Source organism: Xylanimonas ulmi (assembly GCF_004216535.1).
Taxonomy (GTDB): domain Bacteria; phylum Actinomycetota; class Actinomycetes; order Actinomycetales; family Cellulomonadaceae; genus Xylanimonas; species Xylanimonas ulmi.
Genome location: NZ_SGWX01000001.1, coordinates 2,541,963 through 2,562,963, shown reverse-complemented (window position 1 = coordinate 2,562,963; position 21,001 = coordinate 2,541,963). Strand labels below are relative to the sequence as shown.

Below are 21,001 nucleotides of genomic sequence, written 5' to 3'. Positions count from 1 at the left end.
TCAGTTGGTCGGGTAGTGCGCGCTGGACGGACCGGCGTGGGGCCAGGTCACAGCCCGAGCGGTTCGAGCACCGGGCGCAGGCGCTCGCGGACGGCGTCGCGCGCAGCCCTGGCGGTGGCGTGCCGCAGGGCGATCGCGGCCAGCTCCCGGCACTCGGCCGAGTCGACGGCGGCGAGCACCGCGGCGACGTCGGGCAGGGCCCGCGGGGTCATGGACAGCGACGTGACGCCGAGGCCCACGAGCACCGGGGCGAGCACGGGGTCGGCGGCGGCCTCGCCGCACACCCCGACCGGGCGGTGGCGCTCGACCGCGCCGTCGCACGTCGCCTTGACCAGGTCGAGCACGGCCGGCTGCCACGGGGTGGACAGCGCGGCGAGGTCGCCGAGCATGCGGTCGGCGGCCATCGTGTACTGGACCAGGTCGTTGGTGCCGAGGCTGGCGAACTGAGCGTGCTCGAAGATCGCCGCCGAGCGCAGCGCCGCGGCCGGGACCTCGACCATGACGCCGGCCGTCGTGACGCCGTGCGCGCGGCACGAGGCGACGAACTCGCGGGCCTCGTCGGCCGTGGCCACCATGGGCGCCATGACCCACACCTCGGCGTCCTCGGCCGCGGCGGCCGAGGCGATGGCCTCGAGCTGCCGGTCGAGCACGCCGGGGTAGGCCGCCGCGGTGCGCAGGCCGCGCACGCCGAGGGCGGGGTTCGGCTCGGAGTCTGCGGTGACGAACGGCAGCGGCTTGTCGGCGCCCGCGTCGAGCGTGCGCACCACGACCTTCTTGCCCGCGAACGCGGCCAGCACGCCGCGGTAGGCCTCGACCTGTTCGGCGACCGTGGGCTCGGTGGCCCGGCCCAGGAAGCAGAACTCGGTGCGGAACAGCCCCACGCCCTCGGCCCCGGAGGTGGCCGCGGCGCGCGCGGCCTCGGGGTCGGCGACGTTGGCCAGGAGCTGCACCCGCACGCCGTCGGCGGTCTGCCCGACGCCGTCGAAGGTGCGCGCGGCGCGCCGCGGCCGGGCGCGCACGGCCGCCACGGTGGCCTCGTCCGGATTGACCATGACGGTGCCGGCGGTGCCGTCCACGACGACGACCTGCCCGTCGGTCAGGGCGGTCGCCCCGGCCACGGCCACCACGGCGGGGATGCCGAGCGACCGGGCGAGGATGGCGGTGTGCGACGTCGGGCCGCCCTCGGCGGTGACCAGGGCGAGCACGCTGTCGGGGTCGAGCAGCGCGGTGTCGGCGGGGGCGAGGTCGACCGCGACGAGCACGAACGGCTCGCCGGGCTCGGGCACGCCGGGGGCGGGGCGGCCGGTGAGGTCGGCGATGACGCGGTCGCGCACGTCGCGCACGTCGCGCGCCCGCTCCGACAGGGGCGGGCCGAGCGTCTCGAGCTGCGCGGCCACGGACTCGGCGGCGTCCCACACGGCCCGCTCGGGGCACAGGTGGGACTCGCGCACGCGGCGCGTGGCGTCGCCGATGAGCATCGGGTCGGCGGCCATGGCGGCCGTCGCGGTGAGCACGTCGACGCCGGCGCCCTTGGCGGACTGCGCGCGGCGCATGAGCTCCGTCTGGACGGCGCTCGACGCCGCCGCGATCCGCGCGACCGCCGCCTCGACGTCAGCCTCGGTGAGCTGGCTCGCGGCGGGCTCACCGACCGGCGCCTGCATGGTCGCGACGACGCCGGCGGCGGCGCCGGGGCTGACCGGCGCGCCGGTCAGCGTGGTCCCGGACGCCGCCCCCGTGGGGGTCTCGCCGCTCATCACTTGCCTCCGGAGTCGTCCACCGCGCCGGCCAGCAGGTCGGTGTCGTCGTCCTCACGACCGGGTGTCTTGAAGTTGAACTTGGTGATCGCGAACCGGAAGATCACGTAGTAGATGGCGCCGTAGGCCAGACCGATCGGGATCAACCACAGCGGCCGGGTGGCGATGCCGAGGTTGAGCGTGAAGTCGATCGCTCCCGCCGAGAACCCGAAGCCGGAGTGGATGCCGAGCGCGTTGACCAGGGCCAGGGCGGTGCCGGTCAGCACGGCGTGAATCGCGTACAGCGGGAAGGCGACATACACGAACGCGAACTCGAGGGGCTCGGTGACGCCGGTGACGAACGCGACCAGCGCGGCCGAGCCCATGATGCCCGCGATGATCTTGCGCTTGCCGGGCTTGGACGTGTGGATGATCGCGAGGGCGATGGCCGGGATCGCGAACATCATGATCGGGAAGAAGCCGGTCATGAAGGTGCCGGCCGTCGGGTCGCCGTGCAGGAAGCGGGCGATGTCTCCGTGCCACACCTGGCCGCTGGCGTCGGTGAACTCGCCGAACTGGAACCAGGGCAGCGAGTTGAGCAGGTGGTGCAGGCCGAAGGGCAGCAGCAGGCGGTTGAGCGTGCCGTAGACGAAGGCGCCGACGATGGTGGAGCCGGTGACGAAGCCGCCGATCTGGTCGTTGATCAGCCAGTCGAAGGCCGGGTAGATGAGTGCGCCGACGACGGCGATGAGCACCGCGGTGCCCGCGGTCACGATCGGGACGAACCGGCGCCCGCCAAAGAACGCGAGGTACGGGGGCAGCTTGATGCGGTAGTACTTCTGGTATAGCACCGCGGCCGTGAGGCCCATGACGATGCCGCCCAGCACGCCGTAGTTGATGAGCGCCTGCGTCTCACCCTCGGCGGCGCGGCCGAGCACGTAGGGCGACAGGGCCTTGCCGACGCCGTCGAACACGAGGTAGCCGATGAGGGCCGCCAGGCCCGTGGAGCCGTCGGCCTTCTTGGCGTAGCCGACCGCGACACCGAGCGCGAACAGCAGCGGCAGGTTCGCGAAGAGCGCGTTGCCGGCGGCGCCGAGCGTGTCGGCGACCGGCAGCAGCCAGTCGCCCCAGTGCTTGGCGAGGCCGTCCGAACCGAGCATGTCGGCCTGGCCCAGACGCAGCAGCAGCGCGGCGGCGGGCAGGGAGGCGATGGGGAGCATGAGGGAGCGCCCCATGCGCTGGAGTTGGGCGAATCCCGGGATCGCCCGCTTCTCCTTGGTTGGCGTCGTTGCTTGGGCAGACATTCTCATACCGTCCTTGGTCTGATCGTGGGGCCTTGGCAGAGGTCTGGTCTGGACCACTTGCGCCCAGGGTGGTCCAGACCAGATACTGTGTCAACTCGAACGGCTCGGAGTAGTCGTTCGGTCTCATCCCCAGGAAGGTGATCCCCACGACGTCCTCGAGCGGGCCGGCGATAACCGCCTACAAGCACCTGCAGGTGCGTGAGTACCTGGAGCGGCTCATCGCCGACGAGCTCCAGGTGGGCGACCTCATCCCGTCCGAGCGGTTCCTCACCCAGAGGTTCGGCATCTCCCGCATGACCGTGCGCCAAGCGATCGACGGTCTGGTCAGCGAGGGCACGCTGCGCCGTGAGCACGGCCGGGGGACGTTCGTGGCGGACCGCATGCACAGCGAGTTCGAGCTGCGGCTGACCACCTTCGGCGAGGAGATGCGCCACCGGGGGCTGGAGCCCGGTGCGCTGGTGCTGCTCGCCGAGGACATCGAGGCCGAGTCCTGGCTCGTCGACACGTTCGGCGTCGAGCCCGGGGCGCGGCTGCACCACTTCGAGCGCCTGCGGACGGCTGACGGATTCCCGTTCTCCATCGAGGAGAGCTGGATCCCCGTGGACGTGGCCCCCGCGCTGCTCGACGACGGTGTGCCCGACTCGCTGTACGCGGCCCTGCGCGCCGCGAACCTGCCCCCGACCTGGGGTGAGGACGCCATCGCGGCGGGCCTCGCCTCGGACCGCGAGGCGGCGCTCCTCGACGTCACCTTGCCGCACGCGGTGCTGCGCACCCGACGTGTCACCTTCAGCGGCGACGTCCCCGTCATGTACGCCCAGAGTTGCACGCGCGGCGACCGGCACACGCTCGTCGTGCCGCTGCGCGAGCCCCGCCCTACGCTCGTGCCACGCGAACGCCGCCGCGACTCGGCGTCAGCCGGACGCGGGTAACACCCCGGAGGAACGATGACGTCCCCTACTACCCGCAAGGCCCGAGCCGTGCTCGAGGCAATCGGCGGCGTCGCCAACGTCGTCGAGATCGACCCCTGCACCACGCGCCTGCGCGCCCTCGTGGAGGACCCCGCCCTCGTCAACTGCCAAGCGCTGCGCGCCGCGGGAGCGCACGGCGTCATGCGCACCGGCAGGGTCGTCCAGATCGTCATCGGACCTGAGGTCGACAACCTCGCCACCGCGCTCGAAGACTTGATGTAGACCAGGCTTCTAGCCGACCCCACCGGCGTCGCATCGATGCGGCGCGCAATGAAGGAGAGAGACATGTCCAAAGCCCAGCAGATCCTCGACGGCCTCGGCGGTGACGCCAACATCGTCGACCTGGAGGCGTGCATCACGCGCCTGCGCGTCGAGGTGGACGACCCCGCCCTGGTCAACGAGAAGGCCCTGACCGCCGCCGGCGCGATCGCCGTCCTGAAGCAGGGCGTGTCCGTGCAGGTCATCGTCGGGCCCGACGCCGACAACATCGCCTCCGACATCGAGGACCTGCGCTAATGGTGACCGTTCTCGCCCCCGTCGCCGGCACCGTGCGGGCTCTCGGTGACGTGCCCGACCCCGTGTTCTCCGCTGGACTCGTGGGGCCCGGCGTCGCGATCGACCCCTCTCCGGAGGCTGGGCGGGAGGCCGTCTCGCCCGTCGCCGGGACCATCGTCAAGCTCCACCCGCACGCGTTCGTGGTCAGCGAGCCGGGCGGGCGCGCCGTGCTGGTGCACCTGGGCATCGACACCGTCCAACTGGAGGGCGAGGGGTTCACGCTCCACGTCGCCGAGGGCGACGTCGTCGCCGCCGGCCAGCCCGTCGTGACCTGGGACCCGGCCGCCGTCGCCGCCGGCGGGCGCTCCGCCGTCGTGCCCGTCGTCGCGCTCGACGTCGGCGCCGACGGCGCTGCCGTGCTCCCCGCGGTGGGGGCGAGCGTCGCGGCGGGCGAGGCGCTGTTGGAGGTGCCGGCAGCGGCTGCGTAAACGATCCGAGCCGCCAGGCGGCTCACCACACGCTGACGACCGGCCCCGGCGCGCCGGCCCTCCATAGGGCCAGTTCGCCGGGGTCTTTCGTGTTCCGAGGCGACTTTATGGCATGATACTGACGGTTCCGCGGAAGTTGTCTGGACGACTTGCGGATCTTCACCCGTCAGGCAGGATTTAGGTGCCTCCGCAAATCACTAGGATGCTCCAGTGACCCCAGTCAACCAACGCTTTCGCGCGGTTCGCACGGCGTTGTGGCACCTGCGGCACGGGGGGTTGAGGTCGTCGGGGAAGCATCTTCGACGGTTGCTTGAGCACGTCGGGTTCCTGCGCAAGAGGCTCCGGCGTGAGACGTTCCCGGTCGAGCAGCGGCTCACCTTCGATCCGTGGCCCATCCCGCAGCGTGAGCCGTCACGCGCCGTGCGCGTCGGTGTGATCCTCGACGACTTCTCGCAGATGGCGTTCGGTCCTGAGTGGCGCCAGGTCGCGCTGAAGCGAGACTCATGGCGCGAGCGCTTGACCGAGGGTCTGGACCTCCTGTTTGTCGAGTCTGCTTGGCGCGGAAACGGGGGAGATTGGCGGGGCCACCTCCAGGGCGTTGAAGCTCCGAGTGCCGAACTGCGCGAACTCGTCGAGGCTTTCCGTGCCGATGGTGTCCCCACGGTCTTCTGGAACAAGGAGGATCCGCCGCACTTCAACGGCTATCTAGCGACAGCGGCACTGTTTGACCGTGTTTACACGACAGACGTCGAGTGCGTCCGCAGGTACGTCGAGCAGCTTGGGCACGATCGCGTTGGCGTGCTGCCGTTTGCGGCACAGGCGGCGATCCACAACCCGGTCCGCACGCATGGAGGTGGGCCGACGCGGGACGTTGCGTTCGCCGGCACGTATTACGCGCACAAGTACCCCGAGCGTCGCGAGCAGATGGACGCGCTTTTGGGCGGGGCCATCGACGTAGAAGGTGCGATGAAGCATGGACTCGAGATCTTCTCTCGTGTGCAAGGACTCGGACGCAACTACGTCTTCCCTGAACCATACGTGTGGCGTGTCATGGGCTCACTTGACTACCCACGGATGCTGACCGCATACCGTGAATACAAGGCGTTCCTCAGCGTGAACTCCGTGGTCGACTCGCCGTCGATGTGCGCGAGGCGCATCTTTGAGATCGCCGCCTGCGGAACCCCGGTGGTAACGACGCCGTCGGCGGCCGTGGGCGAGTTCTTTCCCGCAGACGAGGTCTTCGTTGCGACAGATCGTGCGCACGCGGGCCATCTGCTCCGCGCGATTGTGCGGTCGTCGGAGTTGCGTGATCGCGCGGTCCACCGCGCACAGCGGCGCATCTGGCGCGAGCACACGTACGCATCGCGCGCGCAGCGGGTGCTGTACGACGTCGGACTGTCCGACACGGCGGAACGTCCGCGGGCATCAGTCACTGCGCTCGTGTCTGTTGGTCACCCGGAGCGGCTCCAACGCGTGCTCAGCACCCTCGGCGGCCAGCGAGATGTGGTGCTTCAGGCAATTCTTCTGACCCGTGGGTTCGAGGTGGCTGAGCATGACCTGCGCATGCAGGCCAAGGACCTGGGAGTCGCTGATTTGGTGGTCCTCTCGGCTGAGCACGATACCCCGAGGGCGACCTGTCGGCGCCGGCTGATTCAGGCGGCCGACGGCGACGCCGTTGCGACGATCGACGACTCCGATCTCTACGGGCCCCACTACCTGCGCGACCAACTGGACGCGCTTGTGTACTCGGCCGCCGACGTGGTGGGCAAGCAAGCGCATTACGCGCATATCGAAGCATGGGACGCGACGATTCTGAGGTTCGCGGATAAGGAGCACCAGTTCACCGACTTTGTCCTGTGGCAGACGATCGTCGCGCGTCGCGAGGTGGCGCGGACGGTGCCGTCCAGCGCTCTTCGGCATCGGGAGGGCACAGGATTCCTGCAGAAAGTCGTCAAAGCGGACGGGGCGATCTACTCGGCGGACCGCTTCGGATTCATCCAGGTGCAGCGCGGGGCCGCGCGTGCCGAGGGAGTGTCAGATGCCGAGCTACTCGCGGGTGGCGAGGTCCAGTGGTACGGGCGCGGCGACGCGCACGTCTTTGTCTAGGTCAGGGGCCATGGGGTTCAGCACGGTTGTGGTTATCGGGCTCGGTTACATCGGACTGCCTACTGCCGCCATCCTGGCGGCCAACGACGTCGACGTAGTGGGCGTCGACATTAACCCAACGACGGTCGACGCCGTCAACGAGGGAAAGGTCCCATTCGTTGAGCCAGACCTAGGCACGCTCCTTGCGGGCGCGGTCGGTAGAGGCAGGCTTCGGGCTGCCTCTACACCGGAGCCGGCCGACGCGTTCATCCTCGCTGTACCCACTCCGTTCGCCGACGACCACAAGCCCGATCTCTCTTACGTGAAGGCGGCTGCTGAGGCCGTTGCCCCGCTCCTCCGCGGAGGCGAGCTCGTCGTCCTGGAGTCAACATCCCCGCCTGGTGCGACCAGTGGGGTCGCAGAGTGGGTCCTCGCGATCCGCCCGGACCTTAGCGTGGATGGAGCGGATGGCCGGCCAGCGATCCACTTCGCCCACTGCCCCGAAAGGGTATTGCCTGGTCGGGTGATCGTCGAACTGGTCGAGAACGACCGAGTCATCGGCGGTCTCACGGCGACGGCGACGGAGCGTGCCCGGGACCTCTACTCGGTATTCTGCAAGGGGCAGCTCCTAGTCACTGACTCGACGACCGCCGAGATGACAAAGCTCGTGGAGAACGCCTACCGAGACATCAATATCGCGTTCGCCAACGAGCTCTCGCTCATCGCCGACAAGCTCCAGATCGACGTATGGGAACTCATCAAACTGGCAAATCACCATCCGCGCGTCAACATCCTGAGCCCCGGGCCCGGAGTCGGCGGACACTGCATCGCAGTCGATCCGTGGTTCATCGTGGACGCGGCACCTGAGTCTGCGCGTTTGATCCGGACCGCTCGAATGGTGAACGACACCAAGCCCCGGTGGGTCGTAGAAAAGGTGCTAGAGGCTGTGACGGGGATAAACTCGCCGACCATCGCGGCGCTTGGGCTGGCTTTCAAGGCAGATATCGACGATCTCCGTGAGTCGCCAGCGATCGAAGTCGTCCGTGACCTCGCTCATGTAGCCAATGCCCAGATCTTAGCCGTAGAGCCTCACATCAAGACACTGCCCGCCAGCCTTGGCGACGCGAAGAACCTCTGCCTGACTGACCTAGAGACTGCGCTCGATGCCGCTGACGTGGTGGTCGTCCTTGTCGACCACAGCGCGTTCCGAAACGCGGTGGGACTGCTCGCCGCCAGCGCCCAAGTGATCGATACGCGAGGTGTGCTCAGTTGACGGCTCGGCGTCAGGTGAGGGTGCGTCAGCTCGCTCTGGCAACGGTGCTTGTCGCGGTGGTGACGTCCGCAGCGGTCGCGGTGGCCGTCACAACCCCGAATCGCTTAACGCTGTTCGGTGCGACGTTCGCTATTCTATTGTTTCTGGCGATGTTTGGACTTGTGACGAACGCGTGGAGCACCGCGCGAACGGAACGGAACCTTCACGGCAAACTCGAGCAGCTTGCGAGAAGCGCGCGAGAGCTCGGGACTAGGACGTCGCACCAGGAGCGCACCCTTGAGCGCATCGAACGAACCGGGCGCGTCGCGGCGGCGGCCGCAAGCCTCCGCGGAGTGATGCCGCAAGTTGGGGAAGAGTCAGAATCGAGGAGAGCGCCCCATGTTCTATTCGTGACGAGCAACGGCTCTGGAATGGGGCACATTGCCCGATGCGCCGCGATACTACGTCATTCGGAGAACGTGTTGAGTGGGCGTATACTCACTCTGTCCACAGCCGCCGATATAGTTCGCAGGTCAGGGTACGACGTGGGGTACTTCCCGAGCCCCTCGCAGACGGAACGAGGAGTCGAATGGTGGCGACGGAGTTTCACTCGCCGCCTCCTCGAGGAAGCGGAAGTGCATCGTCCGGATGTGATTGTCTTTGATGGAACATCGGTCTACGCTCCACTGACCGATGTCGCGGAGTTCGTTGATGTACCCCTTGTGTGGTTGCGCCGCGGGCTGTGGCGGGCAGGGGTCGATTTGCGTCAGGTCAAGCGATGGAATGAGATCGTCAGCGAGGTGATCACTCCGGGCGACATCGGCGAATCAAAAGAGACGGCTCCAGAGCCATTCCGTGATGCGACATGGGTCTCTCCAATCTCGCTGGCATCCACGAATCGGCCCTCGCGCGACGACGCACTGAGGATGTTGGGACTCGATCCTGAACGTCGATACGCACTCATCCAACTTTCGGGCGGGAATGGCGATGGATCGGCGACTAGGGCAGCCGTTGAAGCAGTTTCCGCGGAGAACGGCATCTTGCCGGTTGTCGCGAGGTCACCGCTCTTTCGAGCGGATGGAATAGTAGGCGCTGCAATACTCGATGCCCCATTCCCACTGGTCGACTTTGCGGCCGCCTGGGAGTTTACAATTACGGGCGCTGGCTACAATTCCGTTCACGAGAGCCTCCATTCGGGAGTACCGGGGATCTTCGTCCCGAGTAATACCACTCTCACCGACGATCAGGTGAGACGAGCTGAGTCCATAGCAGACATCGGTGCAGGCCTTTGCGCTCGCGGAATGGGGAGTATCGCGGAGATGGTCTCGCAGATCTCACAGGAGAAGACTAGGGAGTGCCTGAGGGCCGTGATCGACTCGCTAAATGTGGATAACGGCGCCGATGAAGCCGGAGAGCGTATTCTCTCGTTTTGCCGACACCAATGAGTGAACGCAGGGCTAGAGTTCGCCGAACGTCGTCGCGCCGTCTCGCCCGACGCGTATGAGGAATAAGACACTGAGAACGGAGCGCCAGGGTGGCAGATCGGATGAGGGCACTAATCGGAATCGCGAGATCCATGGGAGGTGGTGTAAAGGCGGGCATCACAACTGTGGTCACGCTGGCTCTCGCTGGAGTTGCGCTCACTTCGGTGGGGCATGTTCGCCTCGGGATTATCGCAACAATTCTGATAGCCGCAGTCTCCGGAGCGTTCACTCTCTCTATAGGGCACCTGCTTTCGGCTCGAATGGAACGAGCTGGAGCCCGTGTCCTAAGAGGCCAGAAGGCTCTCGTAAGGGCGCAGGGCGGCTTCGGCGCGGGGGACCAGCGACTCAAGCGGCAAGAGGATGAGCGCAGCGTCTTGAATCATTTGGGAGGTGATCCATGGACGTTGACTGCAACGCAGTGGTGGGCTCGAAGACTGATCTCGGGCGAGATTGGCTTGGGTAGCTTCGTGAAACTAGCGAAGCGTACACGGTCAAGAGGTGCGCTCGACGTGCTTGCGTACGCAGCTACTGCGGGAGCCTTTGGCGCGCGAGAACTCGCGGAACGGGTCAATGGCGGTGCGAACCATCGCGGGCGAAGACTTATCAAAGACGCGGCGGTCAAGTGGAATGCGCCTGCCTACCTTGGGTTCATGCAGGCTATTGCTACACAAAAGCCAAGAATCCCGAATGCCGAGAAGATTGCATTGGAGGGGTACGGGCATGCGGTGAGAGAGTTCGGTCTACCTGCACTTTCAGATGTCGATCGGTCGATCTACGGAGACCTGCTCACACGAGCCGGTAACACCAAGGAGGCACGACGCATTCTGGTAGTCCGCGCTAAGGATACCGGTCGCCGCAGGAATCAGGCGTTGCTCGTCGCGAACACGATGAACCCGCACGCGTCGGGTGATGGCACAGAGCAAGAGTGGCTCGCGTTGATTAACAGGATGTACGTAGAGAATGATCTGGCTGGAATTGAATTGCGAGAAGGGGAAGCCGAACCCTTTTACCGACTCACGGGTGCGGGGACGCGCGCGGCAGACCCGCAGAGCGTGTTGGTGAGCGTGATCATGCCCATTTACGAGCCAAACGATGAAACTGACGTCGCAATCGCGTCGGTCCTGAGCCAGACGTGGCGCAATCTGGAGTTGATTATCGTCGATGACGGTTCTCCGGCGTCTGATAGCAGCGGGCAAGAAACTGACTACGTCGAACGGCTCAAGCGATGGGCCTCGCAAAGCGATCGGATTCGGCTCGTCCTGAACGAAGAGAATCGAGGAGCGTACTGGGCGCGCAACGTTGGCTACTCGCTTGCGCAGGGGAAGTACGTGACGATTGTTGATAAGGACGATTGGCATCATCCGCAGCGAATCGAGACTCAAGTTCGCTACATGGAGCGCGAGGGGGCACCAGTTGCTTGCCTAGCGAACTGGGCTCGGGTAGACCGCGACTTGAGGTTTATTGTTCGTTGGGGGCCGGATCGCGTTATTCATCCCAGTTTCGCGTGCGCGATGTTCAGGCGCGAAGAAGTTCAAAAGGTCGTCGGATTCTGGGACACGGTGCGCAAGGGAGCTGACAACGAGTTTCTAGAGCGCGTGCAGTTGGCATTCGACTTCAAGATCGAGACCGTGTCACCCGCACCGCTTGCGCTCTCCTTTCTGGGCGACGGGAATCTCACAGCGAGCGACATGGGCATGGGTTTCGAGAGCCATTCGCGACAGGTCTATAGGCAGGCGTACTCAGGCTGGCACGGCTTGCAGCAGGGTGGTGGAAGTCTCTATTTGGAGATGAACCCTGACGCTCGATCGTTTCCTGCTCCGCTTGGATTCCTCCCATCAAGGGACGGCATTTTGTCGTGCGATGTAATATATGTCGCAGACTTTCGAAGGCAGCCTCGGGCATCGTATGACTCCATTCTCGTTGAGTTGGCGGAGTTGACAGAAGCGGGATACTCGATTGGGATGATCGAAATCGATGACCCGATGCAGAGAGGGAATGCTCGCCACACGCAGGAGCTCGATCGACTTGCCACCCGGGGGTTACTTGCTCGTATCTCAACAACGGACTCTGTGGTCGGGCGCGTCGGCATCGTTCGGACGCCCAGGGCTATGCAAATCGACCAGTTCTTGCACTCGTCGGTGTCTGTCGAGCGCGCGGTTATTGTGGCAGATCAGGCCCCATTCGAATACACAACTGGAGAGCGACACTACGATGCTTCAGTAGTCGCGAGCAACGTGCAGCTCTTGCTCGGACATGGCCCACAATGGGCGCCTGTTTCACATAACGTAGCGGTGAAACTTCGTTCCGTGGTAGATTCCTCACAAATCCTCGAGGACTGGTCTGGCGTGGCGGATTTCTTGAGCACGCTGAATTTGGCACATCTCGGACCTGACTCGTGCCACTTCGGTTAGTGACCAGTTGGCGTGATCTTGTCGATGATGGTGCGGGCGTCGTCGGGGAGTTGCGGGTCGATTGTGAGCCGCTGGCCGTTGTCTCGACGGTCGCTGAGCGGACCTGGCGGAGGGTCTTGACGATCTTCTTGATGCTCACGCCCGTGACGTTCTGAAAGTGGCGGGAGACGGCGAGAGCGGCGAACACGACGGTGAGGTGGGCCTCGATCGCGTCGCGTTCGTGGTGGAAGATCGGTCGGGCGCGCAGGTCGGACTTGACCATCCGGAAGGAGGGACTTCCGCAGGAACGGTGGGTGGCTCAGCCTGACCGAGAGGTAGGGCTGTGACAGACACGACCATGACCGCTGCGGCGGTCGAGCAGGACCCGGATCTGATGATCGATCAGGTGACCGGAGAGATCATCGATGAGCGCGAGCTCGCGCAGCAGTTGCTCGCGCAGGCCAAGTCCCAGGGAGTCTCTCTGGTTGGGCCCGGCGGGCTGCTCGCCTCGCTGACCAGGCAGGTGCTTCAGACGGCGTTGGAGGCCGAGATGACCGAGCACCTCGGTCACGAGCACGGCGGCGTCCCGGCGGGGACGAACATGCGCAACGGCACCCGCGCCAAGACCGTGCTCACGGAGATCGGCCCGGTCGAGATCGAGGTCCCGCGGGACCGGGAGGGCACATTCGAGCCGGTCGTCGTGCCCAAGCGCAAGCGCCGTTTGGACGGTATCGACGCGCTCGTCTTGTCTTTGTCCGCGCGTGGGCTGACGACCGGAGAGATCGCCGCGCATTTCGACGATGTGTACGGCGCGAAGGTCTCCCAGGACACCATCGGCCGCATCGCGGAGAAGGTGTCTGGGGAGATGGCCGAGTGGGCCAACCGGCCGCTCGACCGCGTCTTCCCGGTGATCTTCGTCGACGCGATCGTCGTCAAGGTCCGTGACGGGCAGGTGCGTAACACCTCCTTCTACGTCGTCATGGGCGTCACCACGGACGGTGAGCGGGACATCCTGGGGATCTGGGCCGGTGACGGCGCCGAAGGGGCACGGTTCTGGCTCCAGGTCCTCACCGAGATCAAGAACCGCGGCGTGGACGACGTCCTGATCGCTGTGTGCGACGGGCTCAAGGGCCTGCCCGACGCGATCACCACCGTGTGGGAGCGCACGATCGTCCAGCAGTGCGTCGTGCACCTGATCCGCAACTCGTTCCGCTACGCCGGCCGGCAACACCGCGACGGCATCGTCAAGGCGCTCAAGCCGGTCTACACCGCGCCCACGGAGGCCGCCGCTCGGGAGCGGTTCGCGGAGTTCACACAAGAGTGGGGCGGGCGCTACCCGGCCATCGTGAAGCTCTGGGAGAACGCGTGGGCTGAGTTCGTGCCCTTCCTCGCCTACGACGTGGAGATCCGCCGCGTGATCTGCACGACGAACGCGATCGAGTCGATCAACGCCCGGTACCGACGGGCCGTGCGCGCCCGCGGGCACTTCCCCAACGAGGCGTCCGCGCTACGGTGCCTCTACCTGGTCACCCGGTCCCTGGACCCGACCGGGGGCGGCAGGGCACGCTGGATGATCAGGTGGAAGCCCGCACTGAACGCGTTCGCCATCACCTTCGCTGGCCGACTCGAGCCGGCGAACAACTAGAAACCGCTGGGCTCACCCACCGTTCCTGCGGAAGTCCCTATTCCGCAAGTCGAGGTGGCAGGGGTCAGCGTTGGAGCTGGCGTTCGGGACGCGGTGGTGAGCGCGCGGAAGACCTGGCGGGCGAGGTAGCGCTTGAGGTTGCGGCGGATCTCGCGTTTGGTGCGTCCTTCGGCGGTGCGCCGCTCGACGTAGGCCTTGGTCTCGGTGTCCCAGCGCATACGGACGACCACGGCCATGTGCAGCGCCTGGTTCAGGCGGCGGTCGCCCCCGCGGTTGAGGCGGTGGCGCACCGTGTTCCCGGAGGACGCCGGGATCGGGTTGACCCCGGCGAGCGAGGCGAAGGCCGCCTCGTCACGCAGCCGCCCGGGGTGGGACCAGGCCGCCATCACGACCGCGGCGGTCACCGGGCCGATCCCGGGCATCTCGAGCAGCACCCGGGCCGGGCTCTGGCGCAGCAGGTCGGTCAGGGTCTTGGTGTTCTCGGTCAGGTCGTCCTCGAGTTCGACCACGCGTCTGGCCAGACGGACGGCCTCAGCGCGCGCGGTCGCGGCGGCCACGTCCTCGGCCCGGGTACGCCACCTCGAGGCCTCCAGGACCTGGGCGGTGGTCAAGGGCTTGCGGGCGTCGATCCCCAGATCCATGACGCGCGCCAGCGCCGTCAGCGTGTTGAGGGCCGCGGTGCGCTCGCCGGACATGGTGTCGCGCGCGGCGATCGCGACGCGCAGAGCGGCCCGCACGCCCTGGCCCTCACGCAGGCGGCGCAGCCTGCTGGTCTCCAGCGGAAGGACCGCGGCGGCGATCCGACGAGCGTCGAGCGGGTCGGACTTGCCCACCCCGCGGCTGGCCCTGGCGCTCATGCGGGCGGCCTCGACGACCTGGAAGCCGGCGGCGCGCACCGCGTTGGCGAGCTGCGCGCCGTAAGTGGCGGAGCACTCCACCACCCACAGCACGTCCTGGCCTCCACGCGTGCGGCGGCCAGCCCACGCGATCGCGCGGCCGATCCCGGCGGTCGTGGTGGGGAACTCCCCGTTGTCGACGACCTCGCCGACAGGCGCCGCGAGGATCGACAAGGCATGCTTCTTGGCGTGGGTGTCCACGCCGATGACGAACGGATGAGCGTGCGCAACGATAGTCACGACGGTCGGTGTCCTTCCTCGCTCCGGAACGGTCCGGCCGTCGATGGCCGGCGCCGGTCCGGGAGGAAGTCGCATCAGGGCAGGTCTGTGATGAGTCACGACACCCGCGTCACCGCAAAGGGTCGGACAGTCTTCTGATCAAGCCACCAAGGCGGGCCGGAACGGCGTCGGCCACCTGGCCCAGGCGGACAGATCTCAGGAAGGGCACTCCTCACGGGAGGCCAGACATCACAAGAGTCACGCCCAAGCCAGACGACCGACGCCATCCTCAGCAGCCAGCCCCAGACCAGCCACCCGAAGACTCACAGACATCACAGTGGATCGAGAATGCCGGAGCCCTGAAACTGACCGTGACCTGCGACGACGCAGGTCAGGACCGCGCCCGTCCATGGGACGCTCCCCGCGCCTGAATAACGCTCTCACATTCGACGGCCAGTTCGCCACCAGCCGCGCTAACCATCACCAACCGGAACTACAGGGGAAACTGAGACCCGGACACGGGGTGGGCCTCCGCGGCAAACGGTAGCCGGCGCCGTCTGCCATTGATGGGCAGGTCGTAGACAGCTGGCCAGGCGAGGTCGACGATGTGGTCGAACACGGTCGCCTGCACGCGGTCGCGGGCGGAGACGGAGAGCATCAGCCGCAGGATCACCCGGGCGTTGAACAGGATGTGGGTGTCATGGGCAATGTCAGACTCGAGCAAAACCTTATGGAACCAACTGCCCATACGGAACTCCCAATAGAATAGGTCCAGCGGGTCGTAGCCAGGGACGTCAAGGATGCCCGTGACGGCGGACATCTCCTCGAACGCTTCGACGACCGCGGGCGCCACGTCTGCATTCTTCGAGATGAGTTGGGCGAAGAGAGCGGGGCCGACCTGGGGGCGTTCCTTCTTGCGGTAGAAGCCGCGGGCGACCTCGTAGAGATTCGAACGCACATGAAGGCGATCGGCGGGCAGTTCGCGGAGGTACGAGGCAGCGACCGCGCGCCCGTGCGATAGTTCTGTGTTGCGGCGGAGTAATGCTTTGAGTCGCCGCGGGATATCCGCCGCCAGAATGGTGTATCCCTTGTGGTCCAGGCCCAGGTGGTCTGATAGTTCTGTCGCTGTCGCCATGTCGCAGTCCGAGCCGTCCGCGAGATTGTAGCGCTTCTCGTAGGTGAAGAACAGGGTCTCGGGCACCATCTCACGCATCGCTGCGAGAGTGATGCGGCTGTCCAGGCCAGCGGTGAGAGACACGAGCGGACCGCCGCCGGGGCGTCGCAGGAACCGGTATTGGCGACGCATGAGATCGAGCACCTCCGTGGCGACCTCGCGCGGCTCGGCTTCGTCGGTCGGCCGCGGGCCGATACGGGCCACCGAGAAGTCCCGGAGGTTCAACTCAGTGTTGGCGGTCAGCATGCGCACGCCGACGAACCGGGTTCCGAGCCCTGCCAAAGGGCCTCGGAGCTCGGTCAGGTCAAGTCCCCCGACCGTCTCAGCGACGAGGTTCTGATGCGAAGAGATCACTTGGTGCGTGGCCGAATAGAAGGCGGAGAGCAGGGCGGCGGCATCGGTTTGGAAGAAGTCCCCCTCAGACGCCTGGCCGAGGATGACGAAGCGACCCGCAAGCAGCTCCAGGGCCGCGTCGAGCCGCTCGCGGGAATGCTCCCATGCCTCGAGTAGGTTGGCGGCAACCGGCGGGCCGGTGACCATGCGGAGAAGGTCGATGGCTTCGCCAACGACGACGATGCTGCGCCCGTCGAGTTCGGCGAAACTCACCGTGAGTCGGGGGTCCCAGAGCAAATGCCAACTACCGACCTGGCGGGCTCGCCAGTGACTGGCAGGTGCGGGCCGCGGTGTGCAAGAAAGCAGGTAACCGCGCGCGAAGAGCAGGTGCTCAAGGTCCTCGCGCGGTGGGATCTGCGAGTCGCTTACCCGAGGTTCATTCCAGGCCTGGCTCAGGATCACATCATGAATTCTGTCATACCCGGGCGGCAACCGGTCAAGCCCGGGTCTGTACGGTCTGCGGTGTATCTCCTGACCAGGAGGAACACGGATGAGTACGCAGGTCGACATGGTCGCGGAGGCGATCAGCGAGGAGCAGGTGCACGTGACGACGACGCCGCAGGCGCCGCAGTTGGACAAGACGCTGATCGCTCAGCTGGTTGGTGACGCGCAGGCGTCCGGGCTGGGCATCGATGGGGAGAACGGGTTGTTGGCGCAGCTGACGAAGCTGGTCCTGGAGTCCGCGCTCGAGGGTGAGCTGACTGCTCACCTGGGCTACGAGAAGCACGAGAAGGGCGCCTCGACGGACGGCAACGCCCGTAACGGCACCCGTGCGAAGACGGTGCTGACCAAGGGCGGCCCGGTGCAGGTCGAGGTGCCCCGGGACCGGGCGGGGACGTTCGAGCCGGTCGTGGTCGCCAAGCGGCAGCGCAGGTTGGGGTCGATCGAGGACATCGTGCTGTCGTTGTCGGCTCGGGGGATGACGCACGGGGACATCAGCGCGCACCTGGCCGACGTGTACGGCTCGGAGGTGTCGAAGACGACGATCTCGACGATCACGGACAAGGTCCTGGACGGGATGGCCGAATGGCAGTCCCGGCCCCTGGACCCGGTGTATCCGGTGGTGTTCGTTGACTGCATCCACGTCAAGGTGCGTGACGGGCAGGTCGCCAACCGGCCGATCTACGTCGCACTGGCCGTGACCGTCGACGGGAACCGGGACATCCTGGGGCTGTGGGCCGGGGACGGTGGTGAGGGCGCGAAGTACTGGCAGCAGGTCCTGACCGAGATCAAGAACCGCGGCGTGCAGGACCTCCTCATGCTCGTGTGTGACGGCCTGAAGGGGCTGCCCGACTCCGTGAGCGCCGTGTGGCCGGACACCATCGTGCAGACCTGCGTCGTGCATCTGATGCGGGCCAGCTTCCGGTACGCCGCCCGGCAGGACTGGGACGCGATCTCCCGGGACCTGAAGCCCGTCTACCAGGCCGCGACCGTCGAGGGGGCCGAGGAACGCTTCTTGGAGTTCTCCGAGAAGTGGGGCGCCAAGTACCCCGCGATCGTGCGGCTGTGGACGAACGCGTGGGCCGAGTTCGTCCCGTTCCTCCAGTTCGACCGGGAGATCCGCCGGATCGTGTGCACGACGAACGCGATCGAGTCGGTCAACGCCCGGATCCGTAAGGCCGTGCGTGCCCGCGGGCACTTCCCGAACGAGCAGGCCGCGCTCAAGTGCGTCTACCTCGCCGTCATGGCCCTGGACCCCACCGGCAGGGGACGAGCCCGCTGGACCCAACGCTGGAAGGGCGCGCTGAACGCGTTCGACATCACCTTCGACGGTCGGCTCACCGCCGGCCGCCGCTGACCAACAACACCCAGAGATACACCGCTGGCTTTACAGACCCACAAGTAGGACACAACCACCACCGGAGGGGTCAACTTTCAGACGACGATAAGGGGTCAGTCTTGGGCCGTCGTTGACAGCATGCCGAGAGCGGGGGCGAGCCGGGCCGAGGCGCGCCCCGCGAGCTCGGTCACCACGGCCTCGAGGGCTTCGGTCAGCCGGGCCGTGCGCCGTTGATAACGCTCGAGCACGCCCGGGACCTGCTCACGGAACGTCCTGCGCGGGCAGTGCGGCGACTGGCAGACCAGGCGCCGCACCCGGACCCGCAGCACGACCCGCAGCCCAGCGACGGGCAGGTCAGCCGGCGCGCGCTCGTGCCAGGCATGCAACCGCGTCGACGGCTGACCACAGACCGGGCAACCCGCTGGCCCGCCACGTGTCGTCACGGCGAGGACGAGCCCGCCCTCGCCCTCCTCCACGTCCTGGACGACCAGCCCGTCCAGCCCCGCGAACACCGCCCTGACCAGCACCGACGCATCGAGCACGGCAGATCATTACAGATCCGCCGACCGCCATCGGACACCACCGAAAGTGCGCCAGAGCCGCAGACCGTACAGACCCCCGAGGCGGACATTCTCACGGTCGCCTATCCCTGCAGTCCTCCGGCGAACCTATGGCTTGCGAGATCGCATCGACAAGGAGAGACTGTGTGGGTGCGGAATGCCGAGCCGGTCCGTCATATTCGATAAAGCGAAACGCGCACTTGTTCGGACCGCCCTCAATCTCTCTCCGAAAGGGGAGATAGTGATTATCAACGTGATGTCGGTCGTTTCGATTCTGCCAGAAGTAGGTCTGGCACGGTTGCGCCGATGCGTAGCGCGCCACAAGTGAGAACTGAGGGTCCTGTGAATCCAAGTCGCTCGGCCACTTACCGTCGGCGCTTCCCATCACGGTGTTGAGAAACCGGCCTTTCGCGCTGGAGTAATAGCGATCAATCCTTGTCTGAGGGTTGAATGCGACGGCAGTCGATCCTGGCACATGTGATGCGACTTGCATCGCAGCGAAACCCCCACCGGAAGAACCGAAGAAGACGACCTTGTCGACCCCCAGGGTACTTGCTGCGATCCGAACCCAGTCGGAGACAACGAGAGGAAGACTGAGTCCCTTCCATCCTATATACCACGACAGTTCGAGATCCGCGGATAAATGCAGGGCTGGGTCAGACAAGAGAAGCGCATTGAAACTCATCCCAAGCATCGTACGAAGCCACTCAAACCGGGGCAGTAGATACTTGCTTCGGTCGGTAGCGCCATGCAGGCCGACGAGAAGCACATCGGATCCACGGTTGATAAGAAGTGCTTCTAGGGGGCAGCCCGGGCGGAGGAACTGGGCGTATCTAGAGGGACCGTTCGCGGGACTTGGCGAGAACGAGGCTTCGGGAGCCAGAACCGTCACCGGCACGCCCATCCCGTTCGTCGAAGAGACGAGCCGCTCGTCAATTACAATACTAGACAATGCCAGAACCCTTCAATCTCCAATAGTAAACTAGCCAACAATGCGATCGGTCACAAGTCGCACGAACTGCTATGCTGTCTCCAGGATCACAGTGGGAAACTCCTGCGACAGCATCTTGAGGTCGGTGAGCGGCGGGTGCTTGGAAAGGCGACTCCAGGCGGTCGCCGATTTGCCCACGAGTGAGTCTTGATTATCGTCATACGTTCGAAGATAATTGATCTGGCGAGAATCGACAATGACCGGGGTAAGGAGATCCTGGACGTGATGGCCGCGGTTTGCTTCTGGCAGCCAGAGTTCATGCGTGAACGCGTCGAACTTGCCAATATACGCTTGACCCTGAGAGGGAAGGGCCGCGTGGACGATCCTGAACTCATGGTGATGATCCTGGGTGAAGAGCGCACCAACTCCTCGCCCAAACGAAACAGACCAGCCGAGGTGATCCGCGGTGACGAATCGGCTTAGGCGGTGCAGATAGTTCACGCTCAACAGGTCGTCATCATCCACCCGGAATCGGACAACGAGAGAGCTCTCTGCGCGATCCTTCAAGTCCTCGGCTATCACTGACGACGCATCGATCTTCCGCTCAACGCGGTCCAGCAACATTACCGGGTACCTCTCAGACGCCTCAAACAGTCGTGACTTCCACGGTTCGGGCAGACTGTCGGTATAGTGAACTATGTGCCGATAGTCGAAGTCCTCGGACATCTCCTGGTAAATGGGCATTGCGAAGTCGAGAAGGATCGAAGCTCGCGCGTCTAGTCGACCCGGCGCGAAGAGGGATTCCCGGTAGGCATCCTCCTTCGCGCGGTCTGGGGAGACTAGCCAGGCACGACTGCCTGGAATGAGTGCGCTGAATCTGGTGTGGCCGTAGTACCGGGTATTCAAGGCGATCTCCAAAGAGCGATGGGCGATTGTGATAAACTAGTGTTCAATCTAAACGAACTTTCAATGCGTCCTATCGCGCCGACCGCTCCTAGGCGGGTCGCTTCAGCGGCAACGCAGTCCTCCGTCGCGGGAACCCAATACAGACCAGAACGAGTTGCCCCCATCCTGGCATGACAGGAGGGCGAGGCCTCGAGGGCAACTTGAATAGCACTGGGCGGGGGCTTTTGTAGTAGCGCAGGACGCCACAACGTGTAGGACCGGGTCGCGGCTGAACCGCGGGGAGAGGGTTGGCGCCACG

The 21,001-nt window shown here is 65.6% G+C and carries 16 protein-coding genes and 1 pseudogene; 10 read left to right on the top strand and 7 right to left on the bottom strand.

The window, feature by feature from the left end:
- Positions 1 to 47: 47 nt before the first annotated feature.
- The gene (gene ptsP / locus EV386_RS11860) at positions 48 to 1,754 is read right to left on the bottom strand and encodes a phosphoenolpyruvate--protein phosphotransferase (RefSeq protein WP_130415233.1); all 1,707 of its coding nucleotides are present in this window, start codon (positions 1,752 to 1,754) and stop codon (positions 48 to 50) included.
- Positions 1,754 to 3,037: a PTS transporter subunit EIIC gene (locus tag EV386_RS11855; protein ID WP_207216527.1), complete on the bottom strand. Its 1,284-nt coding sequence runs from the start codon at positions 3,035 to 3,037 to the stop codon at positions 1,754 to 1,756. Before EV386_RS11855 ends, ptsP begins: the two co-directional genes overlap by 1 nt.
- Before the next feature lie 137 nt (positions 3,038 to 3,174).
- Here EV386_RS11855 and EV386_RS11850 point away from each other — a divergent pair, with 137 nt between their 5' ends.
- The 8 genes from EV386_RS11850 (at position 3,175) to EV386_RS11815 (ending at position 12,220) form a co-directional block, all read left to right on the top strand.
- Positions 3,175 to 3,966: a GntR family transcriptional regulator gene (locus tag EV386_RS11850; protein ID WP_130415229.1), complete on the top strand. Its 792-nt coding sequence runs from the start codon at positions 3,175 to 3,177 to the stop codon at positions 3,964 to 3,966.
- Positions 3,967 to 3,981: 15 nt separating this feature from the next.
- Positions 3,982 to 4,227 carry a PTS sugar transporter subunit IIB gene (locus tag EV386_RS11845; protein WP_130415227.1) on the top strand — a complete coding sequence of 82 codons (246 nt, stop codon included), beginning with the start codon at positions 3,982 to 3,984 and terminating at the stop codon, positions 4,225 to 4,227.
- A gap of 63 nt (positions 4,228 to 4,290) precedes the next feature.
- Positions 4,291 to 4,521 carry a PTS sugar transporter subunit IIB gene (locus tag EV386_RS11840; protein ID WP_130415225.1) on the top strand — a complete coding sequence of 77 codons (231 nt, stop codon included), beginning with the start codon at positions 4,291 to 4,293 and terminating at the stop codon, positions 4,519 to 4,521.
- Positions 4,521 to 4,988, top strand: a complete 468-nt coding sequence (locus EV386_RS11835; protein WP_130415223.1) for a PTS sugar transporter subunit IIA — start codon at positions 4,521 to 4,523, stop codon at positions 4,986 to 4,988. Before EV386_RS11840 ends, EV386_RS11835 begins: the two co-directional genes overlap by 1 nt.
- A gap of 306 nt (positions 4,989 to 5,294) precedes the next feature.
- A complete protein-coding gene (locus EV386_RS11830; RefSeq protein ID WP_242607939.1) occupies positions 5,295 to 7,094 on the top strand; it encodes a glycosyltransferase in 1,800 nt (599 codons plus the stop codon).
- A 10-nt stretch (positions 7,095 to 7,104) separates the two neighbouring features.
- The gene (wecC, locus tag EV386_RS11825; protein WP_130415221.1) at positions 7,105 to 8,346 is read left to right on the top strand and encodes a UDP-N-acetyl-D-mannosamine dehydrogenase; all 1,242 of its coding nucleotides are present in this window, start codon (positions 7,105 to 7,107) and stop codon (positions 8,344 to 8,346) included.
- Between the two features lie 14 nt (positions 8,347 to 8,360).
- Entirely contained in the window at positions 8,361 to 9,770 is a 1,410-nt protein-coding gene (locus EV386_RS11820; RefSeq protein WP_207216526.1) for a glycosyltransferase, read from the top strand.
- Positions 9,771 to 10,318: 548 nt separating this feature from the next.
- Positions 10,319 to 12,220 (top strand): glycosyltransferase family 2 protein, encoded by a 1,902-nt coding sequence (locus EV386_RS11815; protein WP_165399920.1) that lies wholly within the window; start codon positions 10,319 to 10,321, stop codon positions 12,218 to 12,220.
- On the opposite strand, the pseudogene EV386_RS18715 reads toward EV386_RS11815, so the two are convergent.
- Positions 12,217 to 12,491 (bottom strand): annotated as a pseudogene (locus EV386_RS18715) (IS1634 family transposase); the annotation flags it as partial. The gene EV386_RS11815 and the pseudogene EV386_RS18715 overlap by 4 nt on opposite strands.
- 102 nt (positions 12,492 to 12,593) lie before the next feature.
- Here EV386_RS18715 and EV386_RS11805 point away from each other — a divergent pair.
- Entirely contained in the window at positions 12,594 to 13,844 is a 1,251-nt protein-coding gene (locus tag EV386_RS11805) for an IS256 family transposase (RefSeq protein WP_130416687.1), read from the top strand.
- Here EV386_RS11805 and EV386_RS11800 read toward each other — a convergent pair.
- Both EV386_RS11800 and EV386_RS11795 read right to left on the bottom strand, forming a co-directional pair.
- Positions 13,841 to 14,980, bottom strand: coding sequence for an IS110 family RNA-guided transposase (locus EV386_RS11800; RefSeq protein WP_242607938.1), 1,140 nt, complete (start codon positions 14,978 to 14,980; stop codon positions 13,841 to 13,843). The genes EV386_RS11805 and EV386_RS11800 overlap by 4 nt on opposite strands.
- Before the next feature lie 472 nt (positions 14,981 to 15,452).
- Positions 15,453 to 16,928 carry a hypothetical protein gene (locus tag EV386_RS11795; protein WP_130415215.1) on the bottom strand — a complete coding sequence of 492 codons (1,476 nt, stop codon included), beginning with the start codon at positions 16,926 to 16,928 and terminating at the stop codon, positions 15,453 to 15,455.
- A gap of 106 nt (positions 16,929 to 17,034) precedes the next feature.
- Here EV386_RS11795 and EV386_RS11790 point away from each other — a divergent pair, with 106 nt between their 5' ends.
- Positions 17,035 to 18,324, top strand: coding sequence for an IS256 family transposase (locus EV386_RS11790; protein WP_423219001.1), 1,290 nt, complete (start codon positions 17,035 to 17,037; stop codon positions 18,322 to 18,324).
- Positions 18,325 to 18,419: 95 nt separating this feature from the next.
- On the opposite strand, the gene EV386_RS11785 is transcribed toward EV386_RS11790, so the two are convergent.
- Positions 18,420 to 18,848 (bottom strand): transposase family protein, encoded by a 429-nt coding sequence (locus EV386_RS11785; protein WP_130415211.1) that lies wholly within the window; start codon positions 18,846 to 18,848, stop codon positions 18,420 to 18,422.
- Between the two features lie 1,039 nt (positions 18,849 to 19,887).
- Positions 19,888 to 20,715 carry a glycosyltransferase gene (locus tag EV386_RS11780; RefSeq protein WP_165399919.1) on the bottom strand — a complete coding sequence of 276 codons (828 nt, stop codon included), beginning with the start codon at positions 20,713 to 20,715 and terminating at the stop codon, positions 19,888 to 19,890.
- Between the last annotated feature and the right edge of the window lie 286 nt (positions 20,716 to 21,001).

Bases quoted from the DNA above. Each gene is read 5' to 3' on its own strand.
- ptsP (WP_130415233.1), bottom strand. From the start codon at position 1,754: ATGAGCGGCGAGACCCCCACGGGGGCGGCGTCCGGGACCACGCTGACC.
- EV386_RS11855 (WP_207216527.1), bottom strand. From the start codon at position 3,037: ATGTCTGCCCAAGCAACGACGCCAACCAAGGAGAAGCGGGCGATCCCG.
- EV386_RS11845 (WP_130415227.1), top strand. From the start codon at position 3,982: ATGACGTCCCCTACTACCCGCAAGGCCCGAGCCGTGCTCGAGGCAATC.
- EV386_RS11840 (WP_130415225.1), top strand. From the start codon at position 4,291: ATGTCCAAAGCCCAGCAGATCCTCGACGGCCTCGGCGGTGACGCCAAC.
- EV386_RS11835 (WP_130415223.1), top strand. From the start codon at position 4,521: ATGGTGACCGTTCTCGCCCCCGTCGCCGGCACCGTGCGGGCTCTCGGT.
- wecC (WP_130415221.1), top strand. From the start codon at position 7,105: ATGGGGTTCAGCACGGTTGTGGTTATCGGGCTCGGTTACATCGGACTG.
- EV386_RS11805 (WP_130416687.1), top strand. From the start codon at position 12,594: ATGATCGATCAGGTGACCGGAGAGATCATCGATGAGCGCGAGCTCGCG.
- EV386_RS11790 (WP_423219001.1), top strand. From the start codon at position 17,035: ATGGTCGCGGAGGCGATCAGCGAGGAGCAGGTGCACGTGACGACGACG.